Origin of the sequence: Pedobacter foliorum, from assembly GCF_013266735.1 — a bacterium.
GTDB lineage: Bacteria > Bacteroidota > Bacteroidia > Sphingobacteriales > Sphingobacteriaceae > Pedobacter > Pedobacter foliorum.
On record NZ_JABSNU010000001.1, the window covers coordinates 709,733 to 722,871 of the forward strand.

Consider the following 13,139-nt stretch of genomic DNA (forward strand, 5'->3'; position numbering starts at 1 on the left):
ATAGGGATCAAATGTTATTAGAAATGCTGGAAATTTTAATGATTTTTATAGTTAGCCAATACCAAATACAGGACAGATCAAATTACTTTCTTAGCACAAATAAATATGAAGTTTTTCCCCAGCTATATTTCATCAATATTCTTTTTTCTTACTTTTCATCATTACAATGGCTTTTGTCAGCAAGCAACTTCTGAGAAAACTATTCCTAGTAAACCTAATCTAAATGAGCTTGACGCTAAGATCGCACGGTGGCAAAAAGATTTAAACATTCCTAATGTTGCCGTTAGCATAATAGAAAATAACAGCGTAGTAAAAACAAAGGTATACGGGAACTTAAATAATGGAGAACCGGCTCCAAAGAACATGATATTTGAAGTGGCCTCTTTAACAAAAGTCGTGTTTTCAACTTTGGTGCTTAAATTGGTAGAAAAAGGGGAATGGAGCTTGGATGAACCCCTCGCTAAATATTTCACTGATCCTGAGGTTGCAGTAAGTCCTTTTTCAAAGAAAATAACAACCCGTCATATATTAAGTCAACAATCTGGTTTTGACAACTGGCGTTGGATGAATCCAAGTGGGAAATTGATGTTTAATTTTGAGCCGGGAACAAAATTCAACTACTCGGGAGAAGGCATGGAGTACCTCCGATCTGCAATTGAGCAAAAGTTTCACAAATCACTATCTAAACTATCTGATTCGCTTCTTTTCAAACCGCTAAACATGTCCGATACTAACCATGGCTGGGACGGTAAAAAGAATTTTGAAAGATATGCCAGAATGTATGATGCTGATGGCATAGAAATTAAAAAGACAGATTATTCTATTCAGGCCAGTGCTGCTGCAGGCTTAACCACAACTATTGGTGATCTTTCAAAATTTGCAATTGAAGTCTTAAAAGGGACGCATCTATCGAAATCCTTGTATAAGGAAATGATAAAAACACAAGCCGTAATTAATCCAAACCTTCAACAGGGCTTAGGCTGGCGTATAATCAATGGTTTACCAAACAACGAATACGCGCTTCAACATGGGGGTAACGACCCCGGTGTAGCGGCAATAATTGTTTTACTACCAAAATCTAAACGTGGTATTATTGTTTTAACTAATGCTGATAATGGTTTAATTATGTGCAATAACATTGTTAGGGCTACTTTTCCGGAAGGTGGTGAAATAATACACAAGGCCTATAAGAGTACCAAATTGAATGAGGTACCTTCAATACTAAAGTTATCAGATAGTGTTATAAAAATGTATGAAGGTAAATACAAGAGGGAGGACGGAGTGGAAGTAACTGTCGCTTTAAAAGATAATGGATTGGTGCTGAGGATGTCTGGAATACCCCTTCTTAATTTGCTACCACAAAGTCCAGATAATTTTTTCCTTATGGATTTGGATGCGACGGTTTTCTTTACAAAAAATACTAACGGAACTATTAATGCCGTTTCAATAAAAGATGGGGGTAATGTCATTAAATGTCTCAAAATTACTGATTAGCTCAGTTTAATTGAGGATTGAGTGATCATTTTGAGGGGTTAATGCGTATTAACACTTTTTCGACCTTAAACGAAGCTATTGACTGAGTTAAGTAACCACACTGGTAATGTGGTAGGCAATGCACAAGAGGCAGATAGGGAAATGGAGGAAACTGTAGAAAAAGCTGCATTTGGTCATACTCAGATAGCCACTTGTCAATAATCTTTTCTCCTTTAAAGGCTACTTGCGTTCTTCGTGTCTGATATACAACAAGATCAGATACAAAATATGCAAACATTACGTTATTCTCTCACCATAGCTGGTATAGCTTTCGGTTCATCCTTATTTGCCCAGAGTGGATTCTCGGGAAAAATTAAGGCTGAATATGTTCCATTCTCCAATTATGTAAGACCGATAGATAGCCTTAAAACTGGATCTACCAGTGACTTTAAGCGAATTCAGGCCGCCTTTAGCATTCCCATTTCAACAAGATTAGACGAACTTGGGCGACCAAAAATCTGGGCTGTCGGAGTAGAGGGATCTTATGCTAAAATGACTAACCGAAACTATGAGGAACCGTTATTCCCTACAGAAATGCTCAATGCGCAGATTGGTTTAATCCATTCCAGGCACATTAGTAAAACCTGGTCAATCATGGCGATGGCTTCAGTAGGGGTTTATACTGACATGGAAGAAATTTCATCTAAAGACCTACTCGCCCAGGGGGGTGTTCTGTTTATTAAACATTTCAACCCAAGATTGGCACTAGGGGTGGGGCCTGTACTGACCAATACCTTCGGTGTTCCTATGGTTATGCCGGGTTTATATTTCAATTGGTCTACCCAGGGGCGTTACAAGCTACAAATCAATTTCCCGAATGGAATCGAATTTGGTGCAAAATTGAACGATGCGGTAGAACTTAAAACTGTTGTGGAACTGAGTGGCATGACTGCCGAAGTAAACCGGAACAATACTTCAATGCTTTTAGGCTACCAACAGGTTGTTGCTGGTTTACGTCCCGAAATTAAATTGAGTAAATCACTGTTTATCCAGTTGACTGCCGGCACATCACTTGCCCGCTCTTTTAGTTTGACCAGTAGAAGATTGAAGGATTTCTTTAAGATGAAGGATGAGGCGGATCCTCGTTTTACGACTACGTTTTATGGATCCGCTGGATTGTCATGGAGTTTTTCCAAACGCTAGCGGCTTAAAAGTTTATTGTAAACCACCTCATTTAATAAATCCTCCCTGCGGGTTCTGGAAATTGGAAGTTCTTGTCCATTGATGAAAATCCGATTTCCCGATACTTGGTCTATATGCGCAATATTAATTAGATAGGATTTATGAATTCTAAAGAAGTTATCCCTAGGAAGTGTTTCTTCCAGGGATATCATCGTTTGGTGAATCACCAGTTCCTGATCTTTAAAATGGAGTTTGGCATAATTCTGCATACCTTCAATATATAAAATATCGACCCAGGATATCTTTCGGAAGCCATCACCCTGTCTAACGTATAAAAATGTATCTACTGGTTGCGGATGTCGCGGGCTTAAGCTCATCATATGCATCTGCCTTGCTTTCAAGGCAGCTTGGTAAAAGCGCTTAAAGGGGATTGGTTTTAATAAATAATCTACGATCTGAAGTCGGAAACCTTCTAACGCATGTTCTGAATAAGCGGTGGTTAGGATGGTAAGTGGGGGATGTTCCAGCGATTCTAAAAAATCTAGCCCGGATAAATAAGGCATATTAATGTCCAGAAAAAGAAGATCGATATTCCCTTTTCTTATATATTCAGAGGCTTCCATTGCTGAAGAACAAGAGCTTGCAACAGTTAGAAAGTCTAACTTCTCAATGAAATCAATAATTCCAACCCTCGCCAGGGGCTCATCATCAATAACCAGGCATTGCATTGCAGGTTCAGTTTGTAAAGCGTTTGAGTTGAATGTGGTAGTCATGAGATTGATGGATTTAATTGTAAGCACAAATGCACCTTATAGCTTGATTCTGTTTTTTCAATATTTAGTTCATGTTTGTCCGGGTATAGAATTTCCAGTCTTTTTTGAACGTTGGTCAAGCCTATTCCTCCACTATCTTGTTTGCGTGGCTGTTGTGCCGAATTGGAATTTTCAATGTTCAATTCCAGGACGTCGCCTGATTGTTTTAATATCAAATGTACATAGCCCTTTTCTGTAGGTAAACGGGATACATGTTTAAATGCATTTTCTATAAAGGGTACCAGCAATAATGGGGATATTTCACTTTTGCCATTCTGAACGGTCCAGTTACATTTCACTTCAAGTTCATCTGCCCATCTGATTTGTTCTATCGCAACCAAATCTTTCAGGTATTTCAGTTCCTTTTCCAATGTCACAAATTCACGGTTGCACTCGTACAATTGGTACCGGAGAATATCTGAAAAGCGAATTAATAATACAGAAGCGCGGTCAATGTCTTTCTGCATAAGGATATGGATGTGATTAAGTACGTTGAACATCAGATGTGGATTAATCTGATCCTGTAAAATCCTGAGTTGTGCTTCCAAATGTACCTTAAGTAATTGCTCATGATTTTTCTCCATGAGGCTATGCTCCTGGTAAAAGCGCAAACCGCAGGCTGTAGCATTGATCAAAATTGCAGAGGGAAGGTTGCTGTAAAATCTGAGTAGAGATTCTCCATAGGCTTCTATTCTTTGGGGAGTATCGAAAGCAGTCCCCATTACATAATGCTTATAAAACCACAATGGGATGGCTGTTAATACAAAAGCTAAAAGCAAGGTCATCAAAAGGCTTTGTCCTACAAATAAGCTCATTTTTCCTTTAACAAGGGCGTTTGGCAGTAGAACATCACTAACTGTATGGGCTATAACAATGGCTGCCGTTACAAATGCCAGCGATTGTAAAATTGCAGGTACAGGCTGAAAATCCTTTATCATTTGCGCCCAAATGGATATACCTAGGAGTAACCAGTAAAAGCAGATAAAAAGCCAGTGTTTATTGAGTAGAGTCTTTTTCATACATAAGATAGACTGTCCGAAAGGCAACAGTTCATAGAGAGCCGTTCCGTTCGGACAGTTGGAAATAGAGGGTAAAAGTAGAAAGAATTTTAGAAGATCATGAAGCCGATGCTGGCCTGAATGGAATTAGGTCTTGCCTTAAATTCTTTACTCATATTGGTCAATGCACCTTCATATCTTAAATCGAGGGTTAATTTTCCAACATCTACACCAACTCCTGCCTGATAACCGACATTAGATCTGTCGAATTTCTGAAAGGATTGGGATGCTTGTTTCAAAACGGAAGCCTTGTCATTCAGTACATAAGAATAAACACCGCCACCAAAAATTCTAAAGTTTAAATTGTCTGATTGTAGAAATTTATAACCAACCAATACTGGGACTTCAATGCTGCTCCATTTGGCTTGTTTGGCACTTAAACTACTGTTTTCAATCTTTGATTTTTTTTGGGAGTACAATACCTCGCCCTGCATGTACAATTTTGAAATATCTATCCGTGTTAAAAGCCCGCCATGATAGCCCAGCGAATATTTAGAGTCAAGATTACTCTTAGATAACGAAAGGTTAGAGAAATTAGCTCCTCCTTTAAGGCCAAAATGTATTGGGCTTTTGCTTTGTGATTTCGCTTCATTGGTGATAAATGCGGCACCTACCAGGAGTAGCATCATCAGATTTTTCAATTTTAATTGTGTTCTCATTTGTTTTTATTTTCTACAAAAGAGGGTAATTCGCAAGTGTGACTGAAAATGATTTGATCAATTGCAGGTTTGAATTGACAAATGGCTAAATTCCAAATCTATCCCAATCCGGCTCCAATCATGGGGTTTTAATAGCGAAATATGTTCTGACACTGCAACGTGCTTTCTTGGAATAATCACAATCCAATCCTGTGCATTCAATTCTTCATAAGCTGCAATTACTGTTTTTCGGTGTACTCCCAAAGTTTTTGCAAGCTCCCGACTGCCAGGCAGAAGCGTTCCGGCTTTTAATACTCCGTTCCTGATTGTCAGGAAACATCTGGACTACTATATATATTAAAACTGGATTGCAAAGGTAGTCCTTATTAAAAATAGATTTGCAGTATTAAATAAAACACTTTTAAAATGGATTACAGTATTAAAAAAGCAAGTATGGTTGACTTAGACGTGGCTACGGATTTATTCAATCAATATCGAATTTTCTACCGTCAACAGCCTGATTATGAAAAATGTAAAGCGTTTATACGAGAGCGTTTAAAGCAAGGGCAATCCCATATCTTTTTGGTTTATGTGGCAGATCAGGCAGTTGGGTTTGTTCAATTGTATGAACTTTACCACTACATTAAACTTGGAAAACAATGGCTGCTAAGCGACCTATTTGTTGATCCAAACTTTAGAGGTAATGGCCTTTCGGTAGCATTAATTGACCGTAGTAAAAAATGGTGCAATGAGACAGGTGCTTGTGGTTTGATGTTGGAAACCGAAAAAACAAATGACATTGGCAATACGCTATACCCACGTTGCGGGTTTGAATATGACGGGTTGCACAACTATTACTATTGGTGGAAGTAAATTTGATAGGGACAAGTCTGATTTATTTGTAAATTTTTCAAAAAAAATGTTGATAGCTGCGCTACTAAAATGCGACTATCTTTAATTAATTAAACAAAAATGATAGCAGTAATATTTGAAGTAGTTCCCAAGGAAGGGAAGAAAGATGAATACCTAAACATCGCAAAAATGCTAAGAGGCGATCTGGACAATATTCCCGGCTTTATTTCCATAGAACGGTTTCAAAGTCTTGTTGATCCAAAAAAAATCCTTTCGCTTTCTTTTTGGGAAAATGAGGAAAGCGTGAGGGAATGGCGAAACCAAAAAATGCACAGAAATGCACAGCAAATTGGCAGAAATTCCGTATTTGAAGATTATAGGTTGCGCGTCGCCACAGTCATAAGGGATTACGGTATGACAGAGAGAGAGATGGCTCCTGCAGACAATATTTTTTAAACCAATAAAAAAAAATCAGGAATATGATTACATATCAGATAGAAGAAAAAATAGGAGCAGAAGAATTTAGGCAGGTATTGGTAAACTCTACACTAGGTGAAAGACGGCCTGTAAACGATCCTGAAAGGATTGCCGGAATGCTACAACATGCCAACCTCATTGCAACTGCACGGGATAACGGCAAACTAATCGGAGTGTCAAGGTCTTTGACAGACTTCGTGTATTGTACCTATCTTTCGGATTTGGCGGTAGATGAACGCTATCAGAAGAGTGGAATAGGTAAAGCACTAATCCGTATGACCAAAGAACATGCACCGAAAGCAAAACTTATCTTATTGGCAGCACCCAAAGCGGTGGGTTACTATCCCAAAATCGGTATGAGCCAATGGGAGCAGTGCTACATATTGGACAATGTAGAAGATTTGAAATAGCGAAATCAACCTATTGTAATCAGGATTTTTTTTTAAAAAAATAAAAATAGACGATCCTAAAACTAAGGATTGGTCCTGTTTGGATAACTAAAAGTTAAAGACCAATGGCAGAAATAATAGTATTAGAGGGCAGACACGTGTTACTGCAACCTTTGAAACATAGTCATATCAAAGGACTTATTGAAGCAGCTAATGAAAATCCTTCAATTTTTAAGTGGACGTATGTACCCCAGGACGAACCGTCAATGACAAAGTATGTGGACAGGGCAATTGAGTGTAGAGATTTAGGAATTGCATATCCTTTTGTCATAGTTGGAAAAAAAGACAATCAAATTAAAGGAACTACGAGGTACTGGAACATCGAAAAATGGGAATGGCCAAGTGGACACCCTTTGGATAGAGCAGCTAAATTGGACGTATGCGAAATAGGCCATACTTGGTTGCGCGAAAATGCGATACGGACAGCCATTAACACAGAAACTAAATTACTGTTACTAACAAACCTGTTTGAGAATTGGAATGCGTTAAGGGTGTGTTTTAGAACAGATGTAAGAAATAAACGTTCACAGGCAGCAATAGAGCGTATTGGGGGAAAATTCGAGGGGATTTTGCGTGCAGATAGAATGGCAATTGATTACACCATCAGGGACTCTTGTAAGTATTCTATTCTGTTTTCCGAGTGGCCGCATGTAAAAGAAAACCTGCTTAAACTTTTACAATAACATAAAATGATCACAACGAAACCAAAGTAGTACACTTTTGTTTGATACAGACTTAGATAAATTCTTTAGAGAGTGCTTCGTCGGGCTGTGGTTTGTCGTTAATGCGTTTTTGACAATGGATGCTGCAAATAAATAATAGCCAGATTGATTAGTAAAAAAGGAATTTCAGCGGATCCACCTTTTAAATAAAGATTTAAAAGGTGCAGACAAATAATCATCAGGTGAATAACCAAACCAACAGAACCCCTGGAAATAGCGGTTCAATTGAATAGCCATACTTAAGATTCTTCACAATTATAGATCTGATTTAAACTTTCCATCCCTAAAATCCATTATTGGTCACATTCTTAAAAAGCGTAAATTCCTACCTTGTATCATTGTATCAAATATACAAGACAATGAAAGTTGAAATAAGAAAGTATGAACAACTGCTGATTGCCTTTTTTGGTTTGATGGCGATCCTGGGTTATATTCTACAGCGTTTAAATTTATTCCCCATTTATACTGCTGGTTTTGAACAGTATAGTATTACCCATCCCAACCTTCAGTTTAATTATGCAGCTCATCTTTTGTTACCACGGGTAGGCGTAGTGGTTTTATTATTGGCTGTTTATTTTTGGATCAATTTGTTTACCATCCCACAAATTCGGCGGGCAAACTACAGGTCGTTCCTTATTTATCCATGGGTTTTATTTCAGTTACTGTTACTCAGCTTTCTTCTTGCCGTTGGGGTAAACGTTGCCAGCTATTATGCGCATCCAGCCTGGAACAATTATGGGGAATTTCGTTTGCTTGCTTTATTTGGATATAATGAAAGTCCTTTAACAGATTTATGGGCAGGGTTTGACAGGGCGTTGATTTTATTACTCGTTTATGGAATTTATGCTTGTATTCGAGAATACGTTATATACCGCATCAAAAACTCCGGCCAAAAAAGTACTTACCAAATTTTGATTGCCAATCAAATGAGTGCTTGCCTATGTATCTTTTTAATGTTGCCTAGCCTGGCATCCACCTTCCACATCATTAACGATGAGGGTATATATCGTGCTTATTTTGTTTTTATACCGGCTGTTATATTTGTTTATTTCAGTAATACCTACTGGCTGTTTCCACGCTTTGCAAATACATCAGGAAATGCCTTTCAATTGATCTGGCGGCTTGTAATTTCTACCTTTTTCTATTCAATTCCCATTGTCCTGTTTCCAAACCGGGGAGGCGTAACGCCAAACATGCTGCTAATTAACTGGATCATTCAACTTGTTGTTGTGACACCGATTACCTGGATGCTTTATCAGCAACGCAAGGATAAAATAAGAGAATTAAGAGGTGCCGAAATTGCATTGTCCAAATCGACAGCAGACTTGCAGTTTTTGCGTTCGCAGATCAATCCTCACTTTCTTTTTAATATCCTCAACACGATATATGCCATGGCCCTGATGGATGGTTCCAAAAGAACAGCCAGCGCGGTACAAAAGCTGGGCGATATGATGCGATTTATGCTAGATGACAACCATATGGACTTTATCCCTTTGAGCAACGAGATTAACTATCTTCAGAATTATATAGCACTCCAAAAATTGCGCATCCAGAATTCGGAAGAAATTGAGATCAATGAAAAAATCACCGTTGACAATTGCAGCTACGAAATCATCCCTATGTTATTGATCCCTTTTGTGGAAAATGCTTTCAAACACGGGATTGACATCAATCAGAAGTCAAGGATAAACATCATATTGACATGTGACCAGCAAGGCATCCGGTTTAACGTGAGGAACAGTTTGCATCAAATAGACCCCAATGACCCTGAACGAAAACATTCCGGCATAGGCCTTCAAAACGTTAAAGAACGGCTGAAAATGTTTTACCAGGGCCAGCACCAGTTAACTTGTGAAACAACCGAGAAAGAATTTATTGTGGATCTGACTATTAAAACTGAAATCTCTAAGATATGAACATGCTACGGGCCATAGCCATCGACGACGAACCTTTCGCATTGGAAGTTGTAAAAAGCTTACTGGAAGAAATTCCTTTTATAGCACTTGCAGCCAGCTTCACTAAAGCAGTTGAAGCCATTAGTTTCTTGCAAGAAAATGATATCCAACTGATTTTTTTAGACATTAAAATGCCCGGCCTGTCAGGTATAGATTTTATCAGATCATTACCAAAACCGCCAATGGTAATCTTCACTACTGCCTACAGTGAACATGCCGTTCAAAGCTTTGAGCTGGATGCTATTGATTACCTGTTAAAGCCATTTTCATTCTCGCGCCTGTTAAAAGCATGTAATAAGGCTTACGAGTATCAACAAATGAAAGACAATAATAATAAGACAGCTTCGGAACCTTTACCTGTTATTTTTATAAAAAGTGGCGTTGAACAAATCAGAGTAGATCTTGCCGATTTGCGCTACGTCGAAAGCATCGGCAACTACATGAAGCTGCACTTAAACGAAATACCACCCGTAATGTCCCGTCTTACTACCGCTGAGGCCGAAGCTTTGTTGCCATCCAATGTCTTTATCCGGGTGCACCGTTCATTTATCGTAGCGAAAGGAAAAATAACCAAGGTGGATAAAAGAAGTGTATGGCTGAGTGAGACCGAGATTCCTATCGGCCCATCTTATACAGATGAAATTGAAAAACTGCTAAAATCTACACCTAAATAAAGGTATCACAGTAACCTAAACCACGAATGAACTTTAAAAAATTAATGACAATAATATTGTCAATTGGATTCGCTTTGCCTGTTTTTTGCCAGCAAATAAAGCCCCGGACACTGACTTACGATCATACCATCAAAGGTATGGTAATTGATACCAGCAATAACCTGAAGCTTAAGGACGCTTCAGTCGTCATTTTAAACAGTAAAGATTCTATTATAAGGCAATTTACAAGAACTCAACCAGACGGGAGTTTCTTGATGAATGGGATGCAATACGGTAATTATATACTTTATATTTCATACCCAGGTTATGTAGACTACACGGAGAAGTTCTCCCTGGATTCAAATCGAAGTACCATGGATTTTAGTATGATCGGTCTGATGCTGAAAACCAATCTGTTAAAAGAGGTAGTTATAAAGGGAACCGTATCCACCATTCGAATCAAAGGAGATACCACAGAATACAATGCCAAAGCTTATGCATTAGGTCCGAATGCAAAAGTAGAGGACTTGTTAAAAAGACTACCCGGAATTCAGATAGATAAGGATGGCAAGATTTCCGCTCAAGGTCAAACGATAAACAAGGTACTGGTTGATGGAGAAGAATTTTTTGGGGACGACCCAACCCTGGTTACCAGAAACCTACGTGCAGATATGGTCGATAAGGTACAGCTCTTTGATAAGAAAAGTGATCTGGCGACGCTAACCGGTATGAATGACGGCAAAACTGACAAGACGCTGAACATCAAATTGAAGGAAGATAAAAAAAATGGTTATTTCGGAAAAGCCGATGTGGGAGTTGGAACCGATGGTTATTATAGTGGACAACTGATGTTTAATTCCTTTAAGGCAAAGCAAAGGTTCTCGGTCTATGGTATTACTGGAAACAATGGAAAAACAAGCCTTGACTGGCAGGATAATTCTAAATATGCCACTTCAAATATTGATATTTCTTCGCCAGGAATGATGATTGACCTTGGCGGATACGATGAGCTGGAATCTCACAGTGGCCGGTATGATGGCAAAGGTTTACCGCTCGCCCGTACCGGTGGCGTTCATTATGACAACAAATGGAAGGGTGATACACTCAGCGTTAACGCCAATTATAAGATCGGGGCATTGACTGTAGACGGAACAAACAATATTCAGACCCAAAATAACATTCCAACCGGCCAGCTTAACAGCAACGCTGATCAAACTTTTCATAGTCATGTTTTTCGTCAAAAAATTGATGGGGTTTTCCAGATCAAACCTGACAGTACTTCCAGTTTCAAAGTTACGCTAAATGGCGGCATCAAAAATACAGAACAAACTAATCAGGCTTTTACCAATACTGAAAACGAAGCAGGTACGCTGTTGAACAATAATTTACTAAATAATTCGTCCAAAACGGATCAACACAACCTCTCCGCTGGAATGCTATTCACTAAAAAATTAAACAAACCAGGCAGAACTTTTTCTTTGAATTTTATTGGGTCAATCAATAAAATCAATAGTACAGGTTTATTAAATTCAAAAATCAACTTTTATTCCAACAGTTTTCAAGACAGTACCCAATCGGTTGACCAGTTTAAAGCAAATGCCATATCTAACAATGGAGTAAATGCCATTCTAAATTACTCAGAGCCGCTATCGAAATCAATGTTAATGATAGTGAATTATGGTTTCGCCGCTGGTGGTAGTGCGTCAAATCAAAGAACATTCAATAAATCAGGATGGGGAGGCTATAGTTCCATCGACAGTCTTTACAGCAATAATTTTGAAGTAAAGCAATTATCGAATCAATTGGGTCTTAACTTCAACCTGGTTAAAAACAAAACTATGCTCGCTTTCGGGAGTAAGGTAAGTACCGTTGATTTCCGACAGTTGGATATTTACTCAAAAAGCAAGCTGAACCGAAATTTTATACTCTGGAATCCACAGGTTAATTTAGCATACAGCATCTCCCAACAATCTTCTGTCAGACTAAACTATGATGGCAATTCTGTAGAGCCGACAGTAGCACAGTTACAACCGGTCCTTGTCAATAATGACCCCTTAAATATCACTCAGGGTAATCCTGATTTGAAGCCGTCATTTGCGCAGCGCATTTTTGTCGCCTACCAATCGTATAACCCGCTAAACGGTCAGCTGGTCGGAATATTTGCTGGTTATCAACTGACCGCAAATCCCGTGGTAAGTAGTCTGATGGCCGATTCCTCGGGCAGAACGATTAACAGGTATATTAATCTGGGAGATCGAAACACCCGTAGCTTTAACTTCTCTGTCTTTTTTGACCGTAAGATTAAGCCACTAGACCTAAATGCCGGACTCAACTTGAACATGAATGGAAACACCTATTATAACCTATCCAATACGGAACTGAACCGGACAAATTATACCGTATATACCTTACAGGCAAGGTTTTCAAAAGCTAAAATTAACGTTTATGAATTTAATGCCAGTTTAGGACCTACGTATACCATTAGCGGATCGTCTTTACAACAAAATATTAATAACAATGGGAGGGGGTTCAGCAGCAACGGAGATTTTACACTATACCTGCCTAGCAAATTTCAACTTTCCACCAATGCCAATTATCAATATAATAGTAAAACAGAAACTTTTGCCCAAAATTTTCCCAGAGTAATTATTAATGCCTCCTTAAGTAAGTTGTTCCTCAAAGAACAGACGCTAAAGCTTTCCCTTTCAGGTAACGACCTGCTGAACCAGAATACCGGTTTTAATCGGAATATATCAGGTAACCTTATCACCCAAAGCAATTACACCACAATAAAAAGATATTTTATGATCTCGTTATCTTATGATTTTAATAAGATGGGGGCTAACAAAACACCAAATAAATAAAACG

At 38.5% G+C, this 13,139-nt stretch carries 14 protein-coding genes; 10 read left to right on the plus strand and 4 right to left on the minus strand.

Features of this window, described 5'->3' with window-relative positions; translation table 11 throughout:
- Positions 1-105: 105 nt before the first annotated feature.
- The 3 genes from HQN83_RS03275 (at position 106) to HQN83_RS03280 (ending at position 2,676) form a co-directional block, all read left to right on the plus strand.
- Positions 106-1,494, plus strand: coding sequence for a serine hydrolase (locus HQN83_RS03275; protein ID WP_173088546.1), 1,389 nt, complete (start codon positions 106-108; stop codon positions 1,492-1,494).
- Positions 1,495-1,572: 78 nt separating this feature from the next.
- The gene (locus HQN83_RS25370; protein WP_262890038.1) at positions 1,573-1,695 is read left to right on the plus strand and encodes a hypothetical protein; all 123 of its coding nucleotides are present in this window, start codon (positions 1,573-1,575) and stop codon (positions 1,693-1,695) included.
- Between the two features lie 66 nt (positions 1,696-1,761).
- Positions 1,762-2,676 (plus strand): DUF6268 family outer membrane beta-barrel protein, encoded by a 915-nt coding sequence (locus HQN83_RS03280; RefSeq protein ID WP_173088548.1) that lies wholly within the window; start codon positions 1,762-1,764, stop codon positions 2,674-2,676.
- Here the strand turns inward: HQN83_RS03280 and HQN83_RS03285 are convergent.
- From HQN83_RS03285 to HQN83_RS03300, 4 genes are all read right to left on the minus strand, one after another.
- The gene (locus HQN83_RS03285) at positions 2,673-3,428 is read right to left on the minus strand and encodes a LytR/AlgR family response regulator transcription factor (RefSeq protein WP_217277298.1); all 756 of its coding nucleotides are present in this window, start codon (positions 3,426-3,428) and stop codon (positions 2,673-2,675) included. The two genes, HQN83_RS03280 and HQN83_RS03285, sit on opposite strands and share 4 nt — an antisense overlap.
- On the minus strand, positions 3,425-4,486 hold the full coding sequence (locus tag HQN83_RS03290) for a sensor histidine kinase (RefSeq protein ID WP_173088550.1): 1,062 nt from the start codon (positions 4,484-4,486) through the stop codon (positions 3,425-3,427). Before HQN83_RS03290 ends, HQN83_RS03285 begins: the two co-directional genes overlap by 4 nt.
- 89 nt (positions 4,487-4,575) lie before the next feature.
- Positions 4,576-5,184, minus strand: coding sequence for a porin family protein (locus HQN83_RS03295; protein ID WP_173088552.1), 609 nt, complete (start codon positions 5,182-5,184; stop codon positions 4,576-4,578).
- 57 nt (positions 5,185-5,241) lie between these two features.
- Complete coding sequence (locus HQN83_RS03300; RefSeq protein WP_173088821.1) at positions 5,242-5,496, minus strand: GntR family transcriptional regulator; 255 nt, start codon at positions 5,494-5,496, stop codon at positions 5,242-5,244.
- Positions 5,497-5,589: 93 nt separating this feature from the next.
- On the opposite strand from HQN83_RS03300, the gene HQN83_RS03305 reads away from it, so the two are divergent.
- From HQN83_RS03305 to HQN83_RS03335, 7 genes are all read left to right on the plus strand, one after another.
- A complete protein-coding gene (locus tag HQN83_RS03305) occupies positions 5,590-6,036 on the plus strand; it encodes a GNAT family N-acetyltransferase (protein WP_173088553.1) in 447 nt (148 codons plus the stop codon).
- 99 nt (positions 6,037-6,135) lie between these two features.
- Complete coding sequence (locus HQN83_RS03310) at positions 6,136-6,471, plus strand: antibiotic biosynthesis monooxygenase family protein (RefSeq protein ID WP_173088555.1); 336 nt, start codon at positions 6,136-6,138, stop codon at positions 6,469-6,471.
- Positions 6,472-6,494: 23 nt separating this feature from the next.
- Positions 6,495-6,902, plus strand: coding sequence for a GNAT family N-acetyltransferase (locus tag HQN83_RS03315; RefSeq protein WP_173088557.1), 408 nt, complete (start codon positions 6,495-6,497; stop codon positions 6,900-6,902).
- Between the two features lie 104 nt (positions 6,903-7,006).
- Entirely contained in the window at positions 7,007-7,624 is a 618-nt protein-coding gene (locus HQN83_RS03320) for a GNAT family N-acetyltransferase (protein WP_173088559.1), read from the plus strand.
- Between the two features lie 398 nt (positions 7,625-8,022).
- Positions 8,023-9,579: a sensor histidine kinase gene (locus HQN83_RS03325; protein WP_173088560.1), complete on the plus strand. Its 1,557-nt coding sequence runs from the start codon at positions 8,023-8,025 to the stop codon at positions 9,577-9,579.
- Complete coding sequence (locus HQN83_RS03330; protein ID WP_246254207.1) at positions 9,576-10,292, plus strand: LytR/AlgR family response regulator transcription factor; 717 nt, start codon at positions 9,576-9,578, stop codon at positions 10,290-10,292. Before HQN83_RS03325 ends, HQN83_RS03330 begins: the two co-directional genes overlap by 4 nt.
- 44 nt (positions 10,293-10,336) lie before the next feature.
- On the plus strand, positions 10,337-13,135 hold the full coding sequence (locus HQN83_RS03335) for a TonB-dependent receptor (RefSeq protein WP_173088562.1): 2,799 nt from the start codon (positions 10,337-10,339) through the stop codon (positions 13,133-13,135).
- Positions 13,136-13,139 lie beyond the last annotated feature (4 nt).

Bases quoted from the DNA above. Each gene is read 5' to 3' on its own strand.
- HQN83_RS03275 (WP_173088546.1), top strand. From the start codon at position 106: ATGAAGTTTTTCCCCAGCTATATTTCATCAATATTCTTTTTTCTTACT.
- HQN83_RS03280 (WP_173088548.1), top strand. From the start codon at position 1,762: ATGCAAACATTACGTTATTCTCTCACCATAGCTGGTATAGCTTTCGGT.
- HQN83_RS03285 (WP_217277298.1), bottom strand. From the start codon at position 3,428: ATGACTACCACATTCAACTCAAACGCTTTACAAACTGAACCTGCAATG.
- HQN83_RS03290 (WP_173088550.1), bottom strand. From the start codon at position 4,486: ATGAAAAAGACTCTACTCAATAAACACTGGCTTTTTATCTGCTTTTAC.
- HQN83_RS03295 (WP_173088552.1), bottom strand. From the start codon at position 5,184: ATGAGAACACAATTAAAATTGAAAAATCTGATGATGCTACTCCTGGTA.
- HQN83_RS03305 (WP_173088553.1), top strand. From the start codon at position 5,590: ATGGATTACAGTATTAAAAAAGCAAGTATGGTTGACTTAGACGTGGCT.
- HQN83_RS03310 (WP_173088555.1), top strand. From the start codon at position 6,136: ATGATAGCAGTAATATTTGAAGTAGTTCCCAAGGAAGGGAAGAAAGAT.
- HQN83_RS03315 (WP_173088557.1), top strand. From the start codon at position 6,495: ATGATTACATATCAGATAGAAGAAAAAATAGGAGCAGAAGAATTTAGG.
- HQN83_RS03320 (WP_173088559.1), top strand. From the start codon at position 7,007: ATGGCAGAAATAATAGTATTAGAGGGCAGACACGTGTTACTGCAACCT.
- HQN83_RS03325 (WP_173088560.1), top strand. From the start codon at position 8,023: ATGAAAGTTGAAATAAGAAAGTATGAACAACTGCTGATTGCCTTTTTT.
- HQN83_RS03330 (WP_246254207.1), top strand. From the start codon at position 9,576: ATGAACATGCTACGGGCCATAGCCATCGACGACGAACCTTTCGCATTG.
- HQN83_RS03335 (WP_173088562.1), top strand. From the start codon at position 10,337: ATGACAATAATATTGTCAATTGGATTCGCTTTGCCTGTTTTTTGCCAG.